Source organism: Nocardia sp. NPDC059764 (assembly GCF_042732555.1).
GTDB lineage: Bacteria > Actinomycetota > Actinomycetes > Mycobacteriales > Mycobacteriaceae > Nocardia.
This window is the reverse complement of sequence record NZ_JBHWHH010000079.1, coordinates 1-24,935: the sequence shown is the minus strand read 5'-3', so window position 1 is coordinate 24,935 and position 24,935 is coordinate 1. Positions and strand designations below refer to the sequence as shown.

General features: G+C 69.1%; 24 protein-coding genes and 1 other RNA gene. 11 read left to right on the top strand and 14 right to left on the bottom strand.

The window, feature by feature from the left end:
- Nucleotides 1-42: 42 nt before the first annotated feature.
- From sigJ to ACFV4K_RS19075, 4 genes are all read right to left on the bottom strand, one after another.
- Nucleotides 43-996, bottom strand: a complete 954-nt coding sequence (gene sigJ, locus ACFV4K_RS19090) for an RNA polymerase sigma factor SigJ (protein ID WP_379276417.1) — start codon at nucleotides 994-996, stop codon at nucleotides 43-45.
- A gap of 139 nt (nucleotides 997-1,135) precedes the next feature.
- Nucleotides 1,136-2,125: a cobalamin biosynthesis protein gene (locus tag ACFV4K_RS19085; protein ID WP_379276415.1), complete on the bottom strand. Its 990-nt coding sequence runs from the start codon at nucleotides 2,123-2,125 to the stop codon at nucleotides 1,136-1,138.
- A complete protein-coding gene (locus tag ACFV4K_RS19080) occupies nucleotides 2,122-3,048 on the bottom strand; it encodes an SURF1 family protein (protein WP_379276433.1) in 927 nt (308 codons plus the stop codon). Before ACFV4K_RS19080 ends, ACFV4K_RS19085 begins: the two co-directional genes overlap by 4 nt.
- Before the next feature lie 8 nt (nucleotides 3,049-3,056).
- The gene (locus ACFV4K_RS19075; protein WP_379276413.1) at nucleotides 3,057-3,563 is read right to left on the bottom strand and encodes a low molecular weight protein-tyrosine-phosphatase; all 507 of its coding nucleotides are present in this window, start codon (nucleotides 3,561-3,563) and stop codon (nucleotides 3,057-3,059) included.
- Between the two features lie 44 nt (nucleotides 3,564-3,607).
- On the opposite strand from ACFV4K_RS19075, the gene cobC reads away from it, so the two are divergent.
- From cobC to ACFV4K_RS19055, 4 genes are all read left to right on the top strand, one after another.
- On the top strand, nucleotides 3,608-4,657 hold the full coding sequence (gene cobC / locus ACFV4K_RS19070) for an Rv2231c family pyridoxal phosphate-dependent protein CobC (RefSeq protein WP_379276411.1): 1,050 nt from the start codon (nucleotides 3,608-3,610) through the stop codon (nucleotides 4,655-4,657).
- Between the two features lie 34 nt (nucleotides 4,658-4,691).
- Nucleotides 4,692-5,822, top strand: a complete 1,131-nt coding sequence (locus ACFV4K_RS19065; RefSeq protein ID WP_379276409.1) for a Nif3-like dinuclear metal center hexameric protein — start codon at nucleotides 4,692-4,694, stop codon at nucleotides 5,820-5,822.
- A gap of 168 nt (nucleotides 5,823-5,990) precedes the next feature.
- Nucleotides 5,991-6,728 (top strand): zinc ribbon domain-containing protein, encoded by a 738-nt coding sequence (locus ACFV4K_RS19060; protein WP_379276407.1) that lies wholly within the window; start codon nucleotides 5,991-5,993, stop codon nucleotides 6,726-6,728.
- Between the two features lie 202 nt (nucleotides 6,729-6,930).
- Complete coding sequence (locus ACFV4K_RS19055; protein ID WP_379276431.1) at nucleotides 6,931-8,157, top strand: bifunctional RNase H/acid phosphatase; 1,227 nt, start codon at nucleotides 6,931-6,933, stop codon at nucleotides 8,155-8,157.
- 37 nt (nucleotides 8,158-8,194) lie between these two features.
- Here the strand turns inward: ACFV4K_RS19055 and ACFV4K_RS19050 are convergent, their stop codons facing one another.
- Nucleotides 8,195-9,082, bottom strand: coding sequence for an alpha/beta hydrolase (locus ACFV4K_RS19050; protein WP_379276405.1), 888 nt, complete (start codon nucleotides 9,080-9,082; stop codon nucleotides 8,195-8,197).
- A 30-nt stretch (nucleotides 9,083-9,112) separates the two neighbouring features.
- Here ACFV4K_RS19050 and rnpB point away from each other — a divergent pair.
- The 5 genes from rnpB (at nucleotide 9,113) to ACFV4K_RS19025 (ending at nucleotide 13,301) form a co-directional block, all read left to right on the top strand.
- Nucleotides 9,113-9,545, top strand: an RNA gene (gene rnpB / locus ACFV4K_RS19045) — RNase P RNA component class A.
- A 167-nt stretch (nucleotides 9,546-9,712) separates the two neighbouring features.
- On the top strand, nucleotides 9,713-10,510 hold the full coding sequence (locus tag ACFV4K_RS19040) for a slipin family protein (RefSeq protein WP_379276429.1): 798 nt from the start codon (nucleotides 9,713-9,715) through the stop codon (nucleotides 10,508-10,510).
- Nucleotides 10,511-10,894: 384 nt separating this feature from the next.
- Nucleotides 10,895-11,221, top strand: a complete 327-nt coding sequence (locus ACFV4K_RS19035) for a hypothetical protein (RefSeq protein WP_357096850.1) — start codon at nucleotides 10,895-10,897, stop codon at nucleotides 11,219-11,221.
- A gap of 14 nt (nucleotides 11,222-11,235) precedes the next feature.
- Nucleotides 11,236-12,726 (top strand): RNB domain-containing ribonuclease, encoded by a 1,491-nt coding sequence (locus ACFV4K_RS19030; protein ID WP_379276403.1) that lies wholly within the window; start codon nucleotides 11,236-11,238, stop codon nucleotides 12,724-12,726.
- Nucleotides 12,723-13,301, top strand: a complete 579-nt coding sequence (locus tag ACFV4K_RS19025) for a Uma2 family endonuclease (RefSeq protein ID WP_379276401.1) — start codon at nucleotides 12,723-12,725, stop codon at nucleotides 13,299-13,301. Before ACFV4K_RS19030 ends, ACFV4K_RS19025 begins: the two co-directional genes overlap by 4 nt.
- 258 nt (nucleotides 13,302-13,559) lie before the next feature.
- On the opposite strand, the gene ACFV4K_RS19020 is transcribed toward ACFV4K_RS19025, so the two are convergent.
- The 9 genes from ACFV4K_RS19020 to ACFV4K_RS18980 form a co-directional block, all read right to left on the bottom strand.
- On the bottom strand, nucleotides 13,560-13,784 hold the full coding sequence (locus ACFV4K_RS19020) for a hypothetical protein (protein WP_379276400.1): 225 nt from the start codon (nucleotides 13,782-13,784) through the stop codon (nucleotides 13,560-13,562).
- 423 nt (nucleotides 13,785-14,207) lie between these two features.
- Nucleotides 14,208-15,227: a HEAT repeat domain-containing protein gene (locus ACFV4K_RS19015; RefSeq protein WP_379276399.1), complete on the bottom strand. Its 1,020-nt coding sequence runs from the start codon at nucleotides 15,225-15,227 to the stop codon at nucleotides 14,208-14,210.
- Entirely contained in the window at nucleotides 15,221-15,874 is a 654-nt protein-coding gene (locus ACFV4K_RS19010) for a HEAT repeat domain-containing protein (protein ID WP_379276398.1), read from the bottom strand. Before ACFV4K_RS19010 ends, ACFV4K_RS19015 begins: the two co-directional genes overlap by 7 nt.
- Before the next feature lie 415 nt (nucleotides 15,875-16,289).
- Nucleotides 16,290-16,769, bottom strand: a complete 480-nt coding sequence (locus tag ACFV4K_RS19005; RefSeq protein WP_379276397.1) for a helix-turn-helix domain-containing protein — start codon at nucleotides 16,767-16,769, stop codon at nucleotides 16,290-16,292.
- A 278-nt stretch (nucleotides 16,770-17,047) separates the two neighbouring features.
- Entirely contained in the window at nucleotides 17,048-17,944 is an 897-nt protein-coding gene (locus tag ACFV4K_RS19000; RefSeq protein ID WP_379276396.1) for a CHAD domain-containing protein, read from the bottom strand.
- Nucleotides 17,945-18,901, bottom strand: coding sequence for a prolyl aminopeptidase (gene pip / locus ACFV4K_RS18995; protein ID WP_379276395.1), 957 nt, complete (start codon nucleotides 18,899-18,901; stop codon nucleotides 17,945-17,947). It abuts the gene before it with no gap.
- Nucleotides 18,901-19,347, bottom strand: coding sequence for a hypothetical protein (locus ACFV4K_RS18990; RefSeq protein ID WP_379276394.1), 447 nt, complete (start codon nucleotides 19,345-19,347; stop codon nucleotides 18,901-18,903). The genes pip and ACFV4K_RS18990 overlap by 1 nt, the downstream gene beginning before the upstream one ends.
- A 265-nt stretch (nucleotides 19,348-19,612) precedes the next feature.
- On the bottom strand, nucleotides 19,613-20,464 hold the full coding sequence (gene panB / locus ACFV4K_RS18985; protein ID WP_379276393.1) for a 3-methyl-2-oxobutanoate hydroxymethyltransferase: 852 nt from the start codon (nucleotides 20,462-20,464) through the stop codon (nucleotides 19,613-19,615).
- Between the two features lie 109 nt (nucleotides 20,465-20,573).
- Nucleotides 20,574-21,704, bottom strand: coding sequence for a S1C family serine protease (locus ACFV4K_RS18980; RefSeq protein WP_379276392.1), 1,131 nt, complete (start codon nucleotides 21,702-21,704; stop codon nucleotides 20,574-20,576).
- 158 nt (nucleotides 21,705-21,862) lie between these two features.
- Between ACFV4K_RS18980 and ACFV4K_RS18975 the strand changes: the two genes are divergently transcribed.
- Together ACFV4K_RS18975 and ACFV4K_RS18970 are read left to right on the top strand one after the other, a co-directional pair.
- Entirely contained in the window at nucleotides 21,863-23,389 is a 1,527-nt protein-coding gene (locus tag ACFV4K_RS18975) for an alpha/beta hydrolase (RefSeq protein ID WP_379276391.1), read from the top strand.
- A gap of 128 nt (nucleotides 23,390-23,517) precedes the next feature.
- Nucleotides 23,518-24,858, top strand: a complete 1,341-nt coding sequence (locus tag ACFV4K_RS18970; protein ID WP_213560277.1) for a glutamine synthetase family protein — start codon at nucleotides 23,518-23,520, stop codon at nucleotides 24,856-24,858.
- Nucleotides 24,859-24,935 lie beyond the last annotated feature (77 nt).

The window sequence follows — 24,935 nt, the reverse complement described above, 5'->3', positions numbered from 1 at the left end:
GCGACCGGGTGAATCCGGTTGCGGGCCCGCGGTGTCCGTCGCTCAGGACTCGGACGAGCCCAGCGCCCAGTCCGGTCCCGCGCCGTCGGCCGGGAGGTCGCGCAGCTTGTCCGGGTTGCGCACCACGTCGATCTTGGTGATCCGGCCCTCGTCGATGGTGAACGAGAAGACCCCGGTGTTCCTGCCGTCGAACACCACCAGGCCGGGACGGCCGTTGACCAGCACCGGCCGACCCCACGCGCCGCCGATCTTCGACGCGGACGCCAGGAACCCGAGCAGCGTCGCGGCGACCTTGTCCGCGCCGTGCATCGGGTGCAGGAACGCCTGCACCTTGCCGCCGCCGTCGGAGGTGAAGGTGACATTGGTGTCGAGCACGCCCAGCAGTGCGCTCAGGTCGCCGGAACGCCACGCCACCGCGAACGCCGACACCACCTTCTCGTGCTCGTCGGCGCTGGCGGGGAAGCGGGGGGTGCCGTTCTCCACGTGTTTGCGGGCGCGCGAAGCCAATTGGCGCACCGCGGCCGGGGTGCGGCCCACGACTTCGGCCACCTCGGGGCCGGTCATGCCGAAGACGTCCTGCAGCACGAACGCGGTCCGTTCGGCGGGCGACAGCGATTCCAGCACCACCAGCAGGGCGGTGGTGACCCGCTCGTCCTGGGAGATGCGGTCGGCCGGGTCGTCCCAGGTGGTGACCTCGGGCTCCGGAAGCCATTCGCCCACATACTGTTCGCGCCGCGCCCGCGCCGATCCCAGATAGTCGAGGGCGAGCCGCCCGGTGACGGTGGTCAGCCAGGCACGCAGATTCTCGATCCGCGCGTCCTCCGGGCTGGTCTCGTAGTACCGGACCAGCCGCAGCCACGCCTCCTGCACCACGTCGTCGGCGTCGCTGAGACTGCCGAGCGTGCTGTACGCGACCCGCCGCAGATAGCCGCGATGCTCCTCGAACTGCCGCGCCAGCTCGGCCTGATCGGGCCCGTTCCGTCCGTCACCACTCATCGCAACCCTCGCCTTCGCTCACGCCCGCCCGATGGGGCGGACCGCTCACAGCACCGACGAGACAGATCGCCGGGCTGTGACATTCCCCTGGAAAATCTAGCGAAGGCGACCGGACGGTTCGCGAATTCGCGGTGACGGGTCAGCGTCGCCGCAGACAGACGGCCGTGGCGGCGAGGACCGCCGTCGCGACCTGAACGGCCTCGGACAGCCGGACCGCACGCCGCAGATCGGGAACCCGGGGGACCGGACCGTCACCGAGGGTGGGCCGCATCTCGATGCCGTGCCGGTACTCGGTGCGGCCGCCGAGCGTCACGCCCAGCGCGCCCGCCATGGAGGCCTCCGCCACACCGGCATTCGGGCTCGGATGCTTGTCCGCATCGCGACGCCAGGCCCGCCAGGCGGCGGCGGGACGGCCCCCGATCACCGGCGCGAGGGCGGTCGTGAGCAGGCCGCTCACCCGGGCGGGCGCGAGATTGGCGACATCATCGGTTCGCGCGGCGGCCCAACCGAACCGCTCGTAGCGCTCGTTGCGATAGCCGACCATCGCGTCGAGGGTATTGACTGCCCGGTAGGCCAGCAGTCCGGGAACGCCCGCCACCGCGCCCCAGAACAGTGGCGCGACAGTCGCGTCCGAGGTGTTCTCCGCGATCGATTCGAGCGCCGCGCGCGCCAGCCCGTCCGCGTCGAGCACCTCGGGATCGCGGCCGCACAACGACGGCAGCAAAGCCCGCGCGCCCTCGATATCGCCGGACTCGAGGCGATCGGCCATGTCCCGCCCGGTCTTGGCGAGGGTCGTCCCGCCCAGCACGGTCCAGGTCGCGGCGGCGGTGAGCGCCACCTCGCCGAGCGTCCGAACGATCCCGTTCGAACGCGGCCGCGAGGTGCGGTGTTTCGCCCCGATCCGTCCGGAGACGGCGCGTCCCAACCCGATTCCGAGTCCCGTGACGGTCCCGACCAGCACGACTTCGTGCACGACTCCCGCGGCCCGGTCGTCTCGATACGTGACCTGTTCGACCCGCATTGCCGCCGAACCGAACCCGGCCACCGGATGTCCGCGCCGGGGATCGCCCAGCAGCCGGTCCAGGCCGAACCCGAGGAGCAGTCCGGCCGCCGTAGCGGTCGCCCTCAACGCCGGTTGCCGTAGCGGTCGGCGATGCGGGCCTCGTTCGTGGTGCGCGCGGGTTCGGGGGCCGGGTCGTTGGGCTTCGACTTGGTTGCCGGAGCGGGTGATTCGGCCGCCCGCGTCGCGGCTTCGGTCGCCGGGGTCTCGGCGTCCGTCGACTTGGCGGCCTCGGACTTCTCGCGGCGGCGAGCGCGGATCTCGGCCCACACGAAGTAGCCGAGACCCAGCGGCGCCATGACGCCGAAGGCCAGCCATTGCAGGCCGTAGGACAGGTACGGGCCGGCGTCGAGCTGGGGGAGGGCGTCGGGGGTGAACGCTCCGGGCTGGCCCGCGTCGAGTTGCAGATACCCGCCGAGGCCGTCGGTCGGGATGGGCGTCAGCGGCAACCCGAGGACGGTCGCTTCCTGCTGGGTGTCGGTCGTGTACACCTGCCGGAAGCCGTCCTCGGTGGTCGGCGGCTTCTTCTCGATGACGCCCTCGGAGGCGCGGATGCGGGCCTCGAGGTGCTGCGGCCCGGTGGGCGGGTCGGCGATGGCGGGCGGGCGGGTGCCGCCCTGCGCGGCCGCGATCTGGCCGCGGTCGACCAGCAGGGTGCGGCCGTCGTCGAGCCGGAACCCGGCGAGCACGGTGTAGGCGGGCTGCCCGTCGAGGTGGCGCAGGCGCACCAGGACCGTCGAGTCCGGGACGTAGCTGCCATCGGCGGTGACACGCCGCCATTCGGTGTTCTTGCCGTCGCCCGACAGCAGCCCGGCGATGTCCACCGGGTCGGCGTGCACCGAGGCGGCGATGCGGTCGTTGCGTTCGGAGGTGCGGGTGTTCTTGCCCAGCTGCCAGGGCGCGAGCACGGTGAAGCACAGGTAGGCGAAGCCGGCCACCACCACGGCCAGGATCAGCCAGCTCGGGCGCAGCAGGAAGGTGAGGCGACGCAGCAGTGAACTCATGCGTCCCGGCCTCCGGCCCGCGGTTCCTCGCCGAGCTGTTCGCGCACCCAGTCCAGCATCCCCGGCACGGCCGCCTCGATCTGTTCGCGCACCACCGCGAAATCGGACTGGTCGCCGTAGTACGGGTCCGGCACCGAGTGACCGTCCGCGCCCGGGTCGAAACTGCGCAGCAGCCGCCGCCGATCCGACGGCACCCCCATCCGGGCCAGGTCCCGCTCGTGCCCGGTGTCGAGCGCCACCACCAGATCGGCGTCGCGGTGGTCGCCCCCGATCACCGCCGCACTGTGCCCGGTCGGATAGCCGTGCGCGCTCAGCTCCCGATCGGTCCGGTAGTCGGCCTCGTCCCCGACATGCCAGCTGCCGGTCCCGGCACTGCTCACCCGCACCCGATCCGCCAATCCCGCGCGCTCGAGATGCGCGGCGAAGATCTTCTCGGCCATCGGGGACCGGCAGATATTGCCGGTGCAGATAAACGTCACATGCAGGTCGCCCACGACAGCCATTCTGGCCGGTAGGCGCGGACGGCGGCCACGTAGGGTGGACGGCTGTGCCGGACGACACCGAGTTCCAGGATTTCGACCATGCCAGGCTGCGGCACCACGGGGACGTGGACGCGCGGCCGGGCATGGTGGATTTCGCGGTGAACGTTCAGGGCAGCGCGCCCCCGGAATGGCTGCGGGAGCGGCTGGCGGGACGGCTGGCGGAGCTGGGCCGGTATCCGGGGGAGGCGGACGAGCGGGCGGCGCGGGCGGCGGTGGCCGCGCGGCACGGGCGCTCGGCCGACGAGGTGCTGTTGCTGGCCGGGGTGGCCGAGGGGTTCGCGATGCTGCCGCGGCTGGTGTCACGGCTGGCCGCGGTGATCCATCCGTCGTTCACCGAGCCGGAGCTGGCGCTGCGCGAGGCCGGGGCGCCGGTCGCGCGGGTGCTGCTGGAGCCGCCGTACTCGCTCGACGGTGTCGTGGTGCCGGAGGACGCGGATCTGGTGGTGGTGGGCAATCCCACGAACCCGACCTCCGTTCTGCACTCGGCGGACAGCATTCGGGCGCTGCGGCGGCCGGGGCGCATCGTGGTGGTGGACGAGGCGTTCGCCGACGCGGTGCCCGGTGAGTCGGAATCCCTTGCCGGGGAGAGTCATCCGGATGTGCTGGTGTTCCGGAGCCTCACCAAGACGTGGGCGCTGGCCGGACTGCGCTGCGGGTACGCGCTCGGCGCGCCGGAGGTGCTGGCGCGGTTGAATCACGGCCGTGCGCACTGGCCGCTGGGCACCTTGCAGCTGGAAGCCATCGCGGCGGCGAGCGAACCGGCCGCGGTCGCGCAGGCGCGGCGGATGGCCGAGCACATCGCCGTTGATCGGGCCGCCATGATCCCACGGCTGCGGGAACTGGGCGTCGAGGTGCACGAGCCCGCGGCCGGGCCGTTCCTGCTGATCCGGGTGCCGGATGCGGAACTGTTGCGAAAGCAGCTCGCGGACAAGGGGATCGCGGTGCGCCGCGGTGATACGTTCCCCGGGCTGGAAACGGGTTTCCTGCGGGTCGCGGTGCGGCCGGCGGAGGCGGTGGACCGGCTCGTCGCGGCCATCCGCGACGTGGGTGTGTGATCGTGGCAGGCAGGATCGAGCAGGAGGTTCGGTTGTGACGACGGTGCGGCTGTCGGATCTCATCGCGGCGCTGGAAGCGGCGTACCCGCCCGGACTGGCCGAGTCCTGGGATTCGGTGGGCTTGGTGTGCGGTGACCCGCGCGACTCGGTCTCGCGGGTGCTGTTCGCGGTCGACGCCACGGCCGGGGTCGTGGACGAGGCCATCGAGTGGGGCGCGCAGGCGCTGGTCGTGCACCACCCGCTGCTGCTGCGCGGGGTGGACACGGTCGCGGCCGACACCCCGAAAGGCGCGTTGCTGCACCGGCTCATCCGCTCCGGCTGCGCGCTGTTCAGCGCCCACACCAATGCCGACTCCGCCGATCCGGGCGTCTCGGACGCGCTCGCGGCGGCGATCGGGCTCACCGTCACCGGCCCGCTCGATCCGAAACCGCTGACCGCCCTGGACAAGTGGGTGGTGCAGGTGCCGGTCACGCACCGTGACGCCGTGCTGGACGCCCTGTTCGCGGCGGGCGCGGGCCGGATCGGCGCCTACTCCGACGCCGCCTGGACGGTCGCGGGCACCGGCCAGTTTCGGCCCCTCGAGGGCGCCAACCCGGCCCTGGGCGTGGTCGGCGAGCTGCACGAGGTGTCCGAGGATCGCCTCGAGGTGGTGGCCCCGCCGTCGCGCCGGGCCGCGATCCTGGCCGCCCTGCGCGAGGCCCACCCCTACGAGGAACCCGCCTATCACGTCACCGAACGCGCCGATCTGCCGTCCGGCCTGGGCATCGGCCGGGTCGGCGAGCTGCCCGCCCCGGAAACCCTGCGCGAGTTCACCGCTCGCGTGCGCGCCGCTTTGCCCGCCACCACCTGGGGCGTGCGCGCCGCCGGTGACCCGGACCGGATCATCCGCACTGTCGCCGTCTGCGGCGGCGCGGGAGATTCCTTCCTGGGTAAGGTCTCCCGCCTCGGCGTGGACGCCTACGTCACCTCCGACCTGCGCCACCACCCCGCCGACGAACACCTGCGCGCGGGCGGCCCGGCCCTGATCGACGCCGCCCACTGGGCCACCGAGTTCCCCTGGTGCGGCCAGGCCGAAGGTGTGGTCCGCCACGCCCTGCCCGGCCTCGAGACCCGCGTCTCCACCCTCCGCACCGACCCCTGGACCCTGGGCGCGTCGGACTGCTGAGCGCAGCCGGGTGCGACGCCGCCGACAAGGCCGATCCGGTGAATTTCCGGCCCGGCCCGGTCGGGATGATCGTTTGTCCTGCTCGAGGCAGGCTTGGCGATTCAGACCCCGCTGGGCGGGTACGGTGGGAGTCTTGAATTCGTCCATAGCGTCCAGGAGACCTTCGCGTTGAATGCTGAACCATCGATCCAGGCCAAGCTGCTCGACCTCGCCGCCGTCGACGCCGAGCTGACGCGGATCGAGCATCGCCGCAAGGTGCTGCCCGAGCAGCAGGAAGTGGATCGGCTGGCCGCGGAGCGCACCACCCGCAAGGACGAGGCGGTGAAGGCCGAGATCCTGATCGACGACCTCGACCGCGACATCCGCAAGCTGGAAGGCGAGATCGAGGCCGTCCGCAAGCGCGAGGAACGCGACCGCGGCCTGCTCACCGCCGGGTCGGTCGGGGCCAAGCAGCTCTCCGAACTGCAGCATGAGCTGACCAGCCTGGAACGTCGCCGCAAGGTCCTCGAGGACGACGAGATCGAGGTGATGGAGCGCCGCGAGGCCGCCGCCGCCGCGCACGCCCACGCCGGGGCCAACCTGGACCAGGCCGAGGCCGAACTGGTCGACGCCGAACGCCTGCGCGACAGCGCCCTGGCCGACCTCACCGTCGCCCAGCAGCGCTGCGACTCCGACCGCGAAGCCCTGACCCGGTCCTTCCCCGCCGACCTGATCGCCGTCTACGACAAGCAGCGCACCACCTACGGCGTCGGCGCGGCCCTGCTCCAGGCCCGCCGCTGCGGCGCCTGCCGCATCGAACTGGACCGCGGCGAGATCTCCCGCATCTCCCAGACCGCCCCCGACGTCGTGGTCCGCTGCCCCGAATGCGGCGCGATCCTGGTGCGCACCAAGCACTCCGGGCTCTGACCCGACCGCCCCGCGCCCCTCGGCGCGCGGCACCCGTGCCGTCCGCCGTGGACCGGCACACGACACGACAGCCCGAATACCGCGAACCAGCACGGCGACGCGACAGTATCGCCGCCTGGCCCGCGCGGACCTCGACGCCACGGTGGCGTGACCCGCCGGCGGATTCTCGGACCTGCACGGAAGGTGAACAGCGTTGGTGGACATGGTGATCGTGGAGGCGGACGGCGGCTCGCGCGGCAATCCGGGCCCCGCCGGGTACGGCGCGGTGGTCTGGGACGCGGATCGTGCGCGCGTCCTGGCTGAGCGCAAGGAGTTCCTCGGGGTCGCCACCAACAATGTCGCCGAATACCGGGGGCTCATCGCGGGTCTGGAGGCCGCCGCCGAGCTGGGTGCGCGGGAGGTGTCCGTGCGCATGGACTCCAAGTTGGTCGTCGAGCAGATGTCCGGGCGCTGGAAGGTCAAGCACGAGGCCATGATTCCGCTCGCTGATCGGGCGCGGCGGCTGGTGGCCGGGTTCGATCGGGTGAGCTTCGCGTGGATACCGCGCAACGAGAACTCGCACGCGGACCGGCTCGCCAACGAGGCCATGGACGACGCCGACACCGTCGCCGAGGTCCGCACGGCGCTGCGGGAGTCGGGTCAGGCGCTCGGCCGACCGGCCGAACTCGGATCCGGCGCATCGAATTCGACGGCGGCCGAACGTGATTCCGGTAGCGGCCAGGGCACGCTGGGGCAGGTGGCCGCCGCGGTGGCGGGCGGTATCGTGGACAGTCCCGCATCCGTCGCCACGCCCGCACCCGGCTGGACCGCGGCGATCGGGCGGCCGACCCGGCTGCTGCTGCTCCGGCACGGGCAGACGGAATTGTCGGTGGAGCGCCGGTATTCGGGCCGCGGCAATCCGCCGCTGACCGAGCTCGGCCGGCAGCAGGCCGCGAACGCGGCGGCCATGCTCGCGCGCAAGGGCGGGATCGAGGCCATCGTGTGCTCGCCGTTGGGCCGGGCGCAGAAGACCGCGGAGGCGGCCGGGAAGGCGCTCGGGCTGCCGGTGCGGGAGCTGGAAGGGTTGACCGAGACCGACTTCGGGGCCTGGGAGGGTATGACGTTCCTGGAAGCGCGGGACCAGGATCCGGAGCTGCACGGGCAGTGGCTGGGCGATCCGTCGGTCCCCGCGCCCGGCGGTGAGAGCTTCGATCAGGTGCGAGAGCGCGTCGAGTCGGTGCGGCGGGATCTGGTGGCGTTGTATCCGGGCGCGAATGTGCTTGTGGTCAGCCATGTCACGCCGATCAAGACGCTGCTGCAACTGGCGCTCGGGGTGGGTCCGTCGCTGTTGTACCGGTTGCACCTGGATCTGGCGTCGCTGTCGATCGCGGAGTTCTATCCGGACGGCGGCTCGTCGGTGCGCCTGGTCAACGACACGTCGTATCTCTGAGGAGACCGGTAACCCCTTGCACCGCAGGGGGTTCGGTTCACGGACGCAGGGTCGCCATCAGGAACTCGGTCTGGTCGTAGACGGCCTTCTCGAACCAGTCGTCGAAGTAGATGTCGAAATGGCCGATCGGATAATGCTTCACGGTGGCGTGCTTGGTCCGCTCGGCCGCCTTCACGGTGGGGCCCGCCGGGGCCACCGAGTCGTTGTCGCAGATCGCGTACAGCACAGGCGCTTTGATGTCCTTGACATGCCGCGTCGGATTGTCGAACAGCGTCGACAGCCCGATCCGCGCCGCCACCTTCGGCCGGTACTGCGCGCTCTCCTCGGCGAGCCGCCCGAATCCGGCGGGCACGTCGGCCGCGCTCATCAATGCCGCGGAGTGCTTCTTGCCCGCCAGCCGCGCGGTGATCGGACGCCGAATGATCGGCCCCACCACCTGATCCGTCACCGCCAGCGTCCCGGTCTTGATCAGACTGAACGGTCCCTTCGCCAGCGCCGAGGACCAGCCGCTGGTGAACGGGCACTGCGCCACCACCGCCGCGATGTAATGGTCGTCGGGAGCGACGGCGAGTACATGCCCGCCGCCGAAAGAACTGCCCCACAACGCGATTCGCGTCGCATCGATCCCGCGAATCGTGCGCGCGAACGCGATCGCCGCATGCCAGTCCGCACGCTGCCGCGCGATATTGATCACCTGCCGGGGCTCGCCCCCACTGGCCCCGAAATGCCGATAGTCGAAGGCCAGAGCCGCGATTCCCACCGACGCGAAACGGCGCGCGTACCGGTCCAACCCCATTTCCCGGTCCGCCCCCAGCCCGTGTCCCATGACCACCAGCGGGCGCGGACGCGGCGGTCCATCCGGGAGATACAGCCAACCGGCGCACTGTTCGACACCCGAAGGGAACCCCACCTCGACACGCTCCATGACGCCCTACCGTACCCTGGTGGCCGCGGACGAGTCGGTCGGGCGGCCGCGGCGAGAGGAACGGGCAACGCGTGTGCCGCAGCCTGTCGCCGAGGAAAGTCCGGACTCCGGAGAGCAGGGCGGTTGTTAACGGCAACCCGGGGCAACCCGCGGGACAGTGCCACAGAAAACAAACCGCCGGCGGGCCGCACTTCGCGAGAAGTGCACCGCCGGTAAGGGTGAAACGGTGCGGTAAGAGCGCACCAGCGCGCCGGGTGACCGGCGCGGCTAGGTAAACCCCGCCCGGAGCAAGGTCGAAGGCCGCACTCGCGAGAGTGCGGCTGCGCAGGTGTTCGAGGGCTGCTCGCCCGAACCTGCGGGTGGACCGCTCGAGGCACCCGGCAACGGTGTGTCCAGATGGATGGTCGCCACCCCGGTGGAAACACCGGGGGGACAGGATCCGGCTTACAGACCGACTCGTCCGCCCGCATTTTCCGCCCCTCCGCTTCGCTGCGGGGCGGTGAATGTTGCGGGGTTGTTATCTCGTCGGCGGGCCCGGTGGCGTGGTGCCATGATGGAAGGCACACCGTCGGATTTCCGATGGCGCGAAATCGTTTCGCGGAGCAAACAATGGATGTTCTGTATCTGTTGATGGGGTGGCTCGCCGCTTTCGTGGTGATCGCCGGTATGGGGCTGGCGGCCGGGGTGCGGATTGTCACGCAGTACGAGCGGGGCGTGGTGTTCCGGCTCGGGCGGGTGCGGGCGGTGCGCGAGCCCGGGTTGCGGTTGCTGATCCCCGGCGTGGACAAGATGTCGAAGATCTCGGTGCGCGTCGTCACCATGCCGGTGCCCGCGCAGGAGGGGATCACGCGCGACAACGTGACCGTGCGCGTCGACGCCGTCGTCTACTTCCGGGTCATCGATCCCATGCGCGCGCTGGTCGAGGTGCAGGACTATCTGTTCGCGGTCGCGCAGGTCGCGCAGACCTCGTTGCGTTCGATCATCGGCAAGAGCGAGCTCGATGATCTGCTGTCGAATCGCGAGCAGCTCAACAAGGGCCTGGAATTGATGATCGATTCCCCGGCCGTGAACTGGGGCGTGCACATCGACCGCGTCGAGATCAAGGATGTGGCGCTGCCGGATGCGTTGAAGCGCTCCATGTCTCGCCAGGCCGAGGCCGAACGCGAACGCCGCGCCCGCGTCATCTCCGCCGAGGGCGAATTGCAGGCGTCGCAGAAGCTGGCCCAGGCCGCCGCCAATATGTCCGACGCCCCTGCCGCGTTGCAGCTGCGATTCCTGGAGACCGTGGTTCAGGTTGCGGCGGAGAAGAATTCGACCCTGGTGTTGCCGTTCCCGGTGGAGTTGCTGCGTTTCCTCGAACGCAGCGGCCGGATGCCGGGCGAGACCGCGCCGGAGGAGCCCGGCGCGTCGCAAGAGATGAGGGAGTGAGTCATGGCTGGTGTCGTTCAACCGGCGGCCATCGTGGTGCTGTTCGCCATCGCGTATGGATTCAAACTCTTCAGTGCCAAGTTCCCGAGCGGACTGCGCGGTAGGTAGGCGGTCCGCGCGGCGAGCAGTGCGGCCGCGGGAAAACAGGCGGGCGGCGTGATCGACGCCGCTCGCCCGTTTCCCTGCGCAGACCATCCGGTTGGATAAGAATTGCGGCGCGCCACACGGTGTCTACCGGCGCGGCTCGGCGTGTCGGGCGGGTTATCCGCCTTGAACTGGCATCGAACGTGATCGACGTCATAAAGTGTTGCGCGTTGGAAAGTTCCGTAGCGGTCCGCGACGGAACAAGGGCTCGACAATCGTCGGAAAGCAGGTCTCGTCTCGATGCGAATTGCTCGCAAACTGGCAGTGGGGGCGCTTCTCGCCGCTGCCGCCTCCGCTGTGCTGGGTGCCGGTTCTGCCTCCGCGGTGGCCGTGACGCCGCTGCCGGGCGGAATTCAGGTGGATCTCACCGCGGCGGACACGCAGTGGGTGGCGCAGAACCACTTCGGACAGGTCATCGCCGGCCTGCCGCATCCGTCGGCCGCGTCGTTCGGGGAAGCCCTGGACTCGGCCGCGTTGCTGTCGTCGCAGTACCCGGGCGGCCGCGTGGTGTTCACCGTGTACGGTCCGTTCAACGAGCTGAACGGCACGATGCTGGCCCTGCAGTAGGGCCAGTCTCCGCAGTGGAACTGCATCAACGGATCGTGTCGGCGCCGGTGGACTTCGGCGCCGTCCGAACCGAGTTCGGACTGGCCTCGGACTACCCGCCCGAGGCCGTCTCGGAGGCCCGCGACGCGGTCGACGCGTTCGCGGGCGCCCGAGCCGACCGGCGGGAGATTCCGCTGGTCACCATCGATCCCCCGGGTGCCATGGATCTGGACCAGGCGGTCTGCCTGGAGCGCACCCCGAGCGGCGGATTCCTCCTCTTCTACGCCATCGCCGACGTGGCCGCGGTGGTCGTCCCCGGCGGGCCACTGGCCCGCGCGTCCCTGGCCCGCGGCCAGACCTTCTACTTCCCCGACGGCACCGTCCCGCTGCACCCGCCGGTGCTGAGCGAGGGCCTCGCCAGCCTGCTGCCCGACGTCGACCGCCCGGCCGCGCTGTGGACCATCGAATGCGACGCGCACGCCGTACCGGTGCGGTTCTCGGTGACCCGCGCGCTGGTCCGCTCCCGCGCCCGCCTCGACTATCAGGGCGTGCAGGCCGACGCCGACAACGGCCGCCTGCACCCGTCGATCGCCGCGCTGCCCGACTTCGGGCGGCTGCGCATCGCCGCCGGCATCGAACGCGGCGCGATCACGCTGCGATTGCCCGCCCAGACCGTGGTGCGCGACGGTGCGCAATCCGGAGTCGATCACTGGCAACTCGCCATCGAACCGCGCACCGCCGCGGACGATTGGAACGAACAGGTCTCCCTCCTGACCGGTATGTGCGCGGCCAGAATCATGCTCGATGGACATAACTCGAACGGCTCCGGCAAACCCGCGCTCCCGGGTTTGCTGCGGACCATGCCCCCGGCTCCGCCCGCCGCCATCGAGTCCATGCGGCGCACCGCCGCGGCGGTCGGAGTGGCCTGGCCGCCGGACGAGTCGGTGGGTCGCATGCTGGCCGGTCTGGACTGCAATACTTCCGCCGCCCTGGTGCTCATGTCGGAGGCCATCAGTCTGCTGCGCGGCGCGTCCTACACGATTCTGAACGGTCAGGACCCGGAAGCCCTGCGGCACAGCGCGATCGCCGGGACCTATGCTCACGTGACCGCTCCGCTGCGGCGCCTGGCCGACCGCTACGCCACCGAGATCTGCCTGGCCTACTGCGCGAAAACCGAAGTCCCGCACTGGGTCTTCGACGAGCTCGCCGCCGCTGTCGACACCATGCGCCGTACCGACGCCCTGGCCGGGAAGGTCGACCGCGCCTGCCTGGACCTCACCGAGGCCACCGTCCTGTCCCCGCGCCTGCACACCGACTTCGACGCCGTCGTGCTCCGCGAGGCCAACGGCACCCGCCCCGCCGAGATCTTCATCGCCGACCCACCCGTCCTGGCCAAATGCACCGGCGCCCCGCCAGAAGGCGAGAACGTCCAGGTCCGCCTCGCCGAGGCCGACCCCGTGACCCGCACGGTCACCTTCAGTTACGCCGCTGGACCCGCGCTTTCGATGCCATACTCGACGCCATGACCGTCGAACCGTTTCCGCAGTGGCTGCGCCCGCCGCCGGGCGGCTTCGTGGCAGAGGATCTGGATCGCCTGCCCGATCTGCCGCCGCACACCGAGCTGATCGACGGGAGTCTCGTCTTCGTGAGCCCGCAAGCCCAGTTTCACGCGCTGGCAGTCAGCATGTTCGAAACGGCGTTGCGGCGTTGCGCGCCCCCCACCGTTCGAGTTCGACGCGAGATGACGGTGACGCTGGACCGCAACCAGCGACCCGAACCGGATGTCATCGCTGTGCGTGCCGATCGCGCGGGCGGTCCCGCGCTGACGACGTACCAGGCTGATGATGTCCTGCTGGCTGTCGAGGTCGTATCCCCCGAGTCTCGAACACGGGATCGGGAACGCAAACCGCAGCTCTACGCGAAGGCTGGAATACCGCATTTCTGGCGCGTGGAGAACGCGGACGGGCGACCGGTTGTCTATGTCTATGAGCTCGACCCGGCCACGAATACCTACGCGCTCACCGGAATCCACCATGATCGGCTCCGGCTGACCGTTCCATTCGAGCTGGAGATCGATCTCACCGAGATCGATTCGCTCTGACCGCGTTTCGCGGGTGCGAACGGTTCGCCCACCCGACGGCAAAACCGTCCCGGTCCGCCTCGACGAAGTCGACCCGCCGATTGACGAAGCGAGGTCAAATGGCCAAGGTCGGTCGGTCACTATTCACCGAAGCCCTTGGTTCCTTAGATTCGTTCTCTCGCAGGATAAATCGTCCACCAAGGGCTTCGGCCATGATCAACCAGGAGTACGCGGCCAGCGCACAGCACAACCCCAAGGCTCAAAGCTCGAGCTAGCGGGTCAACAGGACGCGATCCCCACGGAGCCGTTGAGGCTGGTGTGAAAGAGGAGGCAGACCAGGTGGTTCGCGGCAGAATACGAGCCGTTCGAAGATCCGGTGGTGTCGACGGGCTGTGCGGCGGTGACCGGCAGTGGCTCGGCTTGGGCGGGGGCGGCGAGGAGGGCAGCGGGGGTGCAGAGGCCGGCCATGACGGCCACGGTGCCGAGGAACTTCTTCGAATTCATTTGGGACTCCATCTGTTTCGATCTGGACGGGAGTCAGTATCACAGTTTCGGGGCGCGTGCCCGTAGACCCGATAGCTGGGGTTACTGATGTGTCAGGGAGCGTCTCGAGCAGCAACAGTCCCAGCCGCGCCCATTGGCGCAGTGGATCGCCCGGGTGCTCGGCGGGCTGCACAGGGTAAGGTCAGTCGGTCGACGATCGCCGCCGTTATCTCGGCGCCGGTGGCCTAATATCCGTGTTGAGCTGTGCTTTCGTGTCGTGGACGGGTGTCTTCGGACACGTGTCCTCGGTGCTGAGGCGGGCGGTGCGGAGTTGGCCGTGGGCGTGTGCGAGTGCCCCATTGTCGGATCCGTATCGGCGAGCTCGTACCGGAAATGGAGATGCTGTTAGCCCGACGCGATGTTCATTACCCCGATCGGCGTGTCTCAGTTTTCCTGATCCGGCTCTTCTTCGAGCCTTCTGATGAGGGCCGAGGCGACGAGGCCCACGACGCGGTCTTCGTCGTGGGCCAGTTGTCGCAAGATGTCCAGCGCGATGGCCCCCGGCATCTCGGCGAGCGCCTGGGTCAGCCGCACCCGTACCGCCGAGTCCGCCGTGTGCGCGGTGAGTTCGTCTGCCAGCGCACTCATGATCAGGTCCGCCCACTTCGCGTCCTGTGCCAATGCTCCCAAGAGCTCGGCCGCCTCGACATCGTTCGGCCCCTTGACCACTGTATCGACCAGTGCCGGCACAGCCCGGGCCACGCCCCGCGCACCGAGTGCGAGAGCAGCATGTCTGCGGACCGTGGCGTCGGCGTCCCCGAGCGCGTCCGTAAGGATCGTGGTCGCTTCGTCGCCCGATAGCTCGGCGAGCGCCAGGACCGCGCGCCGCCGGACTTCGACGTCTTCCGAGCCCAGGCCGAACGCCATGCTCGCCACGCCGTCGCCGTTGGCCCGGGCGAGTGCCCACCGCAGGGCCCCGGCAACGTTCGGATCGGATTCGGTCAGGATCGCCTCGGCCAGCAGTTCGGTAGGCACCGGCACGTCCTCGGCGGGGGCGAGGACGGCCTGCTGTCGCCGGGCGGCACTGTGCGAACGGAGTCCGTGCAAGAGCTCGACTATGCGTAGGACGTCTTGCCAGCCGCCTGGATCGGCGGCATCTACGGTACGGAGCCGCTCGAGGAGTTCTTGCTCCCGGTTCAGTCGTGCTTCGGTCCTTCGAATGAGGTCACCGACCAGTATGGACGGGCTGAATCCAGGATCGTCGAGAGCCTGTCCGATTTGGCGCAGGGACAGTCCCAGCGACCGCAACCCCTCCACATGGAAGATCCGCCGGATATCGTCGGGTGAGTATTCCCTGTAGCCACTCACGGTGCGGCCTGTCGGTCGTACCAGCCCGAGGGAGTCGTAGTGCCTGAGCATCCGGGCGCTCACTCCCGAGAAGCGCGCCACGTCGCCGATCAGCACGCCGTTGTCTCCTTCCGATCCGGACCGAGTGCGACGACCCGTCTCGCCTCACCGATAGCGAGGTCGAATCCGGCATCCGGGTCACTCAGGAGCCGCTGCGTGGCGCTCGCGTGCGCCCGCATCGTCGGGTCATGACTTGTCATCGCCGCCTGCAGGACCGGCTCGACCACCTCGCCGAGTGCAACGAGAGCGCGGCTCAGACTCAGCCGTACCTCGCGGTCACCTCGGCCGAATTGCGCGGCCAGTTCCGCGGCCAGCCCCTCCTTCACCTCCTCCTCGTCAGGCACGAGAACGACCGCAGCGCGCCATGCACTCCGCGCGACCTCGTCGTCGGCATCGTGCAGCATCGAATACGTAATCGCTGACCAGGTATTCGGATCCCCGATCTTGGACAGCGTGTGCAACGCTTGGCTGCGGGCTTGCGCGTGTTCGGAATAGAGCTCCGCCCGTAGCGCGGGAACGGTGATCTCGCGCGGGAGGCGGGTCAGCGCCCAGGTGAGCATGTCGCGCACGAAGAAGTCCGGCTCGATCGCGCACCGCTCTACGAGTGCATCGACGAAGAAGGGCTCGGGATGCGTGCCGGCTGCCAGAGCCGCCTCGAGCCGGGTCGATGAGTTCGCAGCGGCCAATGCCTCGAACAGTCGCATAGTGTGTGGGTTCCTGTGTGTCGAGTTGATGGGGACCACCTCCGACAGCCATTCAATGCCTTTACACAGTGACAAGGTCAAGCACGCACGGCCGATGTCGTGGCATCGCTGTACTCCACGATCACAGAGGTAGTCGGCCGTCGCGTCCATCCTGGGCTGGGCAGGCCATGCGGAAGACGGGCATAGCCCACCTGAGGTTTCCCCGCTTTCTCGGAGGGCTTGCCAGGTCGGTGTCAGACGGTGGCGACGATCTTGCCCATGTGGATAGCGGTGGCTGCGACGATGTCGCCGAGGGCGAACACGGTGTCGATTATGGGATGCGATGTGCCGCTGCGGAAACCTGCCAGGCTACGCGGAAACCGGTTGCCGCCCGGCAACTCTCACGAGGGCTGTCCAGTGCCGAAGGTGCTGACGATCACCTGTGCTCGACGGCATGCCGACCAGATTGGCAGCGGCAAACCTCGGCGCTCACTTCCCGACCCGCGCGCGTCGAGGTGCCGATCAGTCTGATCACGGCTGCCGCGGATTCTGGGTCGCCGACGACGAAGATGGTAAGGCGGCAAGCAGATTCGTCGTAGGTCCAGTGGACGTTGATCTGTACTGGGACGCTCGAGTCGCCGATCGCGGTCGCGGCGAGATGTGCGGTGATCCGGTCCATCGCGAGACGGTCGACGTCGTCGATGTGCACGACAGACGAAACGTGCACGTGCGGGGTACTGATCGGTTCGTCGGGTACCACGCCGGTGAAGGCACGCAAGTCCCGTTCGCTGATTCGGTACTGCTTGCCCATCCGCACGGCCGGCAGACGGCCGTCTCGAACGTATCCGCGCACGGTACGCACATGCAATCCGAGAATGGCAGCCACCTGTTCGGCCGAATACAGAGCAACGGTCATCAACACAACGTACCGGGCCGTTAGCAGGGGACATCAGATTGAGTGAGCCGGAACAGGATTGGCGGCTCGGAGAATCTGACGCCGGCTAACGCGCCCGCATGGGCTGACTCGATGGTGGCACGAAGGCAGCTCGGTGCAGGTCGAGCAGCTCGATCGCCCGTCCCCGCAGTGTCTCGAACCCGTCGTCACCTATCTGAACATTCGCACCACGGCCACGAATCAAACCATCAACACAGGTCCGCCACACCGACTTTGAGGACAGGGCCTAGGACCGTGCGTCAGCTCAGCGGGTGGCGGTGGACGAAGTCGATGGCGTCCGGGTATTCCTCGAGGGCCTTGGCGGCGGCGGCTTCCTCGGCGTCGCAGAGGTGTTGGTAGGCGGGGTCGGTGGTGTCGGCGACGTGGGTGCGGATGGTGAGGAGGGCTTCGATGGCGTCGCGGTGGTCGCCTAGGACGCCTTGGAGGTGTTTGGCTTTCTTGCCGAGGTCTTCGGCGGGTTTGCCGAGGACGGTGGTGGCGGCTTCGGCGGAGTAGCGTAATCGCTTGGCGGCCTTGCGGATGTCGTGGAGGCGCTCGATGCGTTCGGGGCCGGAGAGGCCGTGTTCGGAGTGGACGAGGTGGCGTAGCGCGCGCAGGTCGCGGCGCAGCACCTTGGTGAAGACCCGCTCGGCGGGTTCGTCCGCGTGGGAATGCTTCATGGGTGGGTCGGTGATCAGGCCATGCAGGGTGCCGAGCAAGGCGGTGTAGCGGTCGCCGTCGAACGCGTGGACCACCTCGCGGTGCGCGTCGGCGTAGATCTGCCGTTCCTCCGCGACCAGGCGGTGGCCGAAATTCCTGGGGGGAGAGGAGGTCTCGTCAGCCTGGTGGGACGGCGGGCTATCGCTGTCCGTGTCATCGCCCAGCAGGGCCGCGAAGCGTTCGGCGCGGACTTCGGCGTCTCGGGCGACGCCGAGCAGTCCGCCCAGCCAGCGCAGCTCGTCGGTGATCTGGCCGACGGCCTTGCGGCGCAACACCCGGCGGTAGGACTTCAGCACGCTCCGCAGCCGCCGGGTGGCCACCCGCATCTTGTGCACCGAGTCCGGAAGGTCCTGGCGCACATCGGGTTCGGCCGTACACAGCCGGTCCACATCGGCGGTTACTGCGTCGACCAAGGCGGGACCGGCTGTGGTGCTCATCTACATCCTGTACTTGTCGGTGGCTTCCACCAGGTGGTGGGTGATGCCGGGTTCGAGGGCCGCGTGGCCGGCGTCGGCCACGATGCGCAGTTCCGATCCGGGCCAGGCCCGATGCAGATCCCAGGCGCTGGTGGCCGGGCAGACGACGTCGTAGCGGCCTTGCACGATGACGCCGGGAATGTGGGCGATGCGGTCGATGTCGCGCAGCAGCTGTCCCTCGTCGAGGAAGCCATGGTTGACGAAGTAGTGGTTCTCGATGCGGGCGAAGGCCAGCGCGAAGCGCGGATCGGCGGTCTCGGCGACCCGATCCGGCTGGGGCAGCAGGGAACTCGTGGCACCCTCCCAGGTGGACCACGCGACGGCCGCGTCGGTGGCGAGAGCGGCATCGGGGGAGTGCAGCAGGCGGTGATAGACCTCGACGAGGTCATGCCCGCGGTCGGCTTCCGGCACCGGCGCCAGGAACTTCTCCCACTCGTCGGGGTACACGTACCCCGCGGAGCCATTGTAGTACCAATCGATTTCCTTGCGCCGCAACAGGAATATGCCGCGCAGCACCAGCTCGGTGACGCGGTCCGGGTGGGTCTGGGCGTAGCTCAGCGCCAGCGTCGAACCCCACGATCCGCCGAACACCAGCCACCGCTCGATGCCCAGATGCGTTCGCAGCCTTTCGATATCGGCGACCAGATCCCAGGTGGTGTTGTGCTCGAGGCTCGCCCCGTCGGCGATGTGCGGCGTCGACCGCCCGCACCCGCGCTGATCGAACAGCACGATCCGGTACGCCTCGGGATCGAAGAACTGCCGGTGGTAGGGCGCGGTGCCGCCGCCCGGTCCGCCGTGCAGGAAGACGGCGGGCTTGCCGTCCGGATTGCCGCTCACCTCGTAATAGAGCGACTGACCGTCGCCGACGTCCAGCTTGCCCTGCTCGTAGGGCTCGATCGCCGGGTACAGGGTGCGCATCAGCCCGCCACCAGCCCCGCGGCCATGTTCGGGATCTCCAGCGCCGACAGCGTCTGATCACGGACGTCGGAACAGCTCTTGGTGGTGACCCGGTCGACCACGCCGCGATCGCCCGGCAGTTGCAACAGGAAGCCGTTCTGGGTCGCCCACTGCAGCACGGTCGCGTTGAACGCGATCTTGCCCAGCGTCGGCCCCTGCACCCGCCAGTCCGACAGCTGCGGGCGCAGCATGTCGCAGATCTGCTTGGCCAGGTCATCGGAAATGTTCAACGCCGCACCGGTGCTCGGCGCGGTCGACGGCGCCGAGGTGAGCGGCGAGCCGGAGCCCTTGGGCTGCGACGACCCGGTGGAGGTGTTGTCCCCGCACGCCGCGGTCAGCGCGACGGCGGCCAACGCCGCGCTCAGCAGCGAGGTACGGCGGATCCAGCGACTCGTTCCACGATCCATGAATTCCCTTTGGTCGTTCCAGCTCGTTGGCTTTCGAGTCTGCCATCAAAACAGAGGTGTGGACCGAGAAGACAGGGCCGGAAGGCCGATGGATAGCCGGTGGCTATGGAACGCGTCGGCGGGTGACCTCGGCTGCCGCGTCCCGGCATCGGCCTACTGCGTCACCGTGTCGGCCGACCGTGCAGCGAAGAATTGGCCCGCCGCGCAGCGAAACGCCCCCGCGATCATCGCGGGGGCGTTGTCGTTCACTGTGCGACCGGACCGCTCAGTAGCTGTGCTCCGGGCCGGGGAACACCCCGCGCCGCACCTCGTCGGCGTAAGTGGCTGCGGCGGTGCGCAATTGCCCGCCCACATCCGCGAACTGCTTGACGAACTTGGCGGTCTTGCCGCCGGTGTAGCCCACCATGTCCTGCCAGACCAGCACCTGCGCATCGCATTCCGCGCCCGCGCCGATGCCGACGGTCGGAATGGTCAGCTTGCGGGTGACCTGCCCGGCCAGTTCCGCTGGCACCATCTCCATCACGACGGAGAAGGCGCCGGCCTCCTGCACCGCGATGGCGTCGGCGATGAGCTGCTCGGCCCCGTCGCCGCGGCCCTGCACCCGGAATCCGCCCAGCGTGTTGACGCTCTGCGGGGTGAACCCGATGTGCGCCATCACCGGGATGCCGGCGGCGGTCAGCGTGTGGATGGTGTCGGCGACACGCTCGCCGCCCTCCAGCTTCACCGCGTGCGCCCCGGTCTCCTTCATGAACCGCACGGCCGTGGCCAGCGCCTGCTCGGGGGAGGACTCGTAGCTGCCGAACGGCAGGTCGGCCACGACCAGCGCGTGCGGAGCGCCCTTCACGACGCCGCGGACCAGCGGGATCAGTTCGTCGACGGTGATCGCCACGGTGGTGTCGTAGCCGTACACCACATTCGCGGCCGAGTCGCCGACCAGGAGGACCGGAATCCCGGCCTCCTCGAAGAGTCGAGCGGTGGAGTAGTCGTAGGCGGTGAGCATGGACCAGCGCTCGCCCGCCTGCTTCATCTGCTGCAGGTGCTGCACTCGCGTCTTCCGCTTTGCGGGGGTAGTCGGCGCCGAACCGTACACAGGGGTTTCCGCATCGGATACGGACATCATCGTCCCTTTCGTCGTTCCTCGAGGCCCGTGCCGGGTCCCCGGGTTGTTCTGACGTCCTCAGTCTGCCATTGCGGCCGCTCACCCCAGAGATGCAATTCCTCACATCTCAGCCGACCGGTCCCTTCGCCAGCTGGACGCGCGCGGACCGGTCCTGCCCGGTCGTGTCGGTCCACTTCAAGGTGACGGTGTCGCCCGGATGCCGCAGGTCCATGGTCGCGGTGAGGTCGGTGGCCGTGGTGATGGTGTGGTCGTCGAGGCCGGTGATGACGTCGTGGGCGGCCAGCCCGAGCTGATCAGCGGGCCCGCCCCGCACCACGCCCCGGATCTGCGCGCCGCCCCCGGCGGAGGTCACCGAGACGCCGATGAACGCGGTGTCGCCGATGTGGATGCGGTCCGAGCCCTGGCCCGCCTGGATCTGCTCGGCCACCCCGACGGCCTTGTTGATCGGGATGGCGAAGCCCTGGCCGCCGCCGATGCTGAACCGGAACCCCTTGGACGCGGCCGTGTCCATGCCGATCACCTTGCCGGTCGCGTCGACCAGCGGGCCGCCGGAATCGCCGGGCTCGATATTCGCGGCCACCTGGATCAGGCCGGTCAGCTGCTCGGAGCTGCCGGTGGCGTCGTCGCTGGCGGTGATGGACCGGTTCAGCGCGGTCACCGTGCCCTGGGCGGGAGTGGGCTCGCCGCGGCCGCCGGCATTGCCGACACCGACCACGGGGTCGCCGACCGTCACCTTGTCGGAGTCGCCGAGCGGCGCGGTCTGCAGTCCGGACGCCCCGCTCAGTTTGATGACGGCCATGTCCTCGCTGCGATCGAATCCGACCACGGTGGCCTCGTAGGTCTGCCCGTTCCCGAGATCGGTGGCCGAGATCCTGGTCGCGCCCTCCACCACGTGATTGTTGGTGAGCACGAGGCCGTCCGAGCCGAGCACGATGCCGGTGCCCGCGCCCTCGCCGTTCTGCAGCCCCAGCTCGGTGTCGATATCCACGATGCCCGGCACCACATTTCGCGCGGCCGCGTCGAGATCGGCTGGCGCGGTGGTGAAGTCGATGGGCTGGCTCTTCGTCACCCCGCCCGGCGATTCCGCGATCGGCGTAGCCGGCAGGGTCGAGGGCCCGCACGCGACCAGTCCCAGCGTGGCGGTCAGCGCGACCACCGCCGCCGCGGCGATACGCGGCGCGCGGGGGCGGGACGAGCGGGTGGTGGACCGATTCGGCGAAAGTGGTTGCACGGACATGGCATCCCCTCGTACGTAGAGCCCCCCCGGTTCTCTCCCATTAAGCATGCGGTTTCTGAGAGCGGCCTGGGGACTTTCCGTGCGAACACCCACGTACCGGACAGGACCGGCACCGAACCTCCACCATCGCCCAAACCGTGACATGGCACGATCGTGGGATGGCGTTGATGCGAACCGGCCGGGTCGTGCTCATGGCGACGGCGTTGGCGATGACCGCGGCTGCGTGCACCAGCGTGGTGGACGGCAATCCCACCGCGTCGGCACCGGTGGGGATGGAAACCTTCTACAGCCAGACCCTGAACTGGGGCAGCTGCCGCGAGTACAGCGAAGACCAGATGCCGCGCGACGCCGAGTGCGCCCGGGTGACCGTGCCGGTCGACTACGCCAATCCCGGCGGGGCCACCGCCGAGATCGCCATCTCGCGGGTCAAGGCGAACGGCAACAAGATCGGTTCGCTGCTGTTCAACCCCGGCGGTCCGGGTGTGACCGGCCTCAGTATGGTCACCCTCGGTGACAGCACCGCGCTGGCCGAGCGCTTCGACCGGGTCGGCTTCGATCCGCGCGGTATCGGCGCGTCGCAGCCCGCGATCAAATGCCGCACCGACGCCGAGAACGACGCCCAGCGCGCCGAGCCGAACCGGGACAACTCGCCCGCCGGCATCGCCGCGCTCGAGGCGGAGAACAAGGACTTCGCCAACAAGTGCGTGGAGCGCACCGGCAAGGAGTTCCTCGGCCATGTCGGCACCCGCGAGGTCGTGCAGGACATGGACGTGATCCGGGCCGCGCTCGGCGACCCCAAGCTCACCTACGTGGGCTACTCCTACGGCACCCGCCTGGGCTACGCCTACGCCGAGAAGTTCCCCGACAAGGTCCGCGCCCTGGTCCTCGACGGCGCGCTGGATCCGGAACAGGATCCGGTCAAGGAGTCGGTGGCGCAGGCGGCCAGCTTCCAGAAGGCGTTCGACGCCTACGCCGCGGACTGCGCGGCCAAGGAGAAGACCAACTGCCCGCTCGGCGACGACCCGGGTCAGGCCACCAAGAAGTTCCGCGTCCTCGTCGACCCGCTGTGGGACAAGCCGGTGCCCACCCAGGACGGTCGCGGCCTGCACTACGGCGACGCCATCACCGGCGTCCAGCAGACCCTGTACTCCAACCGCCTGTGGCCCGCCCTCACCAAGGGCCTGCGCGAACTGGCCCAGGGCAGCGGCGACACGCTGCTCGCGCTGGCCGACATGTACGACGGCCGCCACGACGACGGCACCTACGACAACAGCGCCGACGCCTTCAACTCCATCCGCTGCGTGGACGACCCGGCCGTCTCGGATCGCGCCGTCGCCGCCAAGCAGGACGCCGACTACCGCCGCGTCGCGCCCTTCCTCGACGACGGGCACGGCAGCGATGCCGCGCCGCTGGAACTGTGCGCCATCTGGCCGGTCCCCAGTACCAGCACCCCGCACAAGATCTCGATCCCGAACCTGCCCAAGGTCGTGGTGATCTCCACGACCGAGGACCCGGCGACCCCCTACCAGGCGGGCGTGAACCTGGCCCAGCAGCTCGGCGCCTCGCTCATCACCTTCAACGGGACACGCCACACGGTGTCGCTGTCCGGTGTGAAATGCGTCGACGACCCGGTCATCGACTATCTCGTGGACCTGAAGCAGCCCGCCCACGGCCTCACCTGCTGATCGCTGATGCCCGGGTCGCGCGCTGGAATCTCCGCGCGGTTCGGGGTCGTCACCGCTGACAGTTCCGAGAGTTGAATCTGTCGGCGTATGTAACACGGATTTAACTCCGGGACCCTACGCTCGCGGTCATGGACCGTCAGAAGGAATTCGTGCTCCGGACGCTCGAAGAGCGGGACATCCGTTTCGTGCGTCTCTGGTTCACCGATGTCCTGGGATATCTCAAGTCCGTGGCGATCGCGCCCGCCGAGCTCGAGGGTGCGTTCGAGGAGGGTATCGGCTTCGACGGTTCGGCCATCGAGGGGTTTGCCCGGGTCTCCGAGGCGGACATGGTGGCCAAGCCGGATCCGTCCACCTTCCAGGTGCTGCCGTGGTCCACCTCGAAGGGCCACCAGCACTCGGCGCGCATGTTCTGCGACATCGCCATGCCCGACGGCTCGCCGTCCTGGGCCGATCCCCGGCACGTGCTGCGCCGCCAGCTGAACAAGGCCGCCGATCTGGGCTTCAGCTGCTACGTGCACCCCGAGATCGAGTTCTTCCTGCTCAAGCCGGGCCCGCACGACGGCACCGCGCCGATCCCGGCCGATAATGGCGGCTTCTTCGACCAGGCCGTGCACGACGAGGCCCCCAACTTCCGCCGCCACGCCATCGACTCGCTGGAGTCCATGGGCATCTCGGTGGAGTTCAGCCACCACGAGGGCGCGCCCGGCCAGCAAGAGATCGACCTGCGCTACGCCGACGCGCTGTCCATGGCCGACAACGTCATGACCTTCCGCTACCTGATCAAGGAAGTGGCCATCGACGAGGGCGTGCGCGCGAGCTTCATGCCCAAGCCGTTCGCCGACCACCCGGGTTCGGCCATGCACACCCACATGTCGCTGTTCGAGGGCGAGCAGAACGCCTTCGCCGACCCGGACGACCCGGACAACCTGTCCGAGACCGCGCGCGCGTTCATCGCGGGCATCCTCGAGCACGCGCACGAGATCTCCGCGATCACCAACCAGTGGGTGAACTCCTACAAGCGCCTCATCCACGGCGGCGAGGCCCCGACCGCCGCCTCCTGGGGTCGTTCGAATCGGTCTGCGCTGGTGCGCGTCCCGATGTACACCCCGAACAAGTCGGCCTCGCGTCGCGTCGAGATCCGCAGCCCTGACAGCGCCTGCAACCCGTACCTGGCCTTCGCGGTGCTGCTGGCCGCGGGTCTGCGCGGTATCGAGAAGGGCTACACGCTGCCGCCGGAGGCCGAGGACGACGTGTGGTCGCTGACGTCGGCCGAGCGACGCGCGATGGGCTTCCGCGAGCTGCCCGCGTCCCTGGACGAGGCGCTCAAGGCGATGGAGAAGTCCGAGCTGGTCGCCGAGACCCTGGGCGAGCACGTCTTCGACTTCTTCCTGCGCAACAAGCGTCGCGAATGGGCGGGCTACCGCGCTCAGGTGACGCCGTACGAGTTGAAGGAATACCTGGGTCTCTGAACCCGGCAAAGCACCCGAATCGGGCCGCAATCCTCGCGATTGCGGCCCGATTCGCGTCTCACGCCATCACTCCCGGG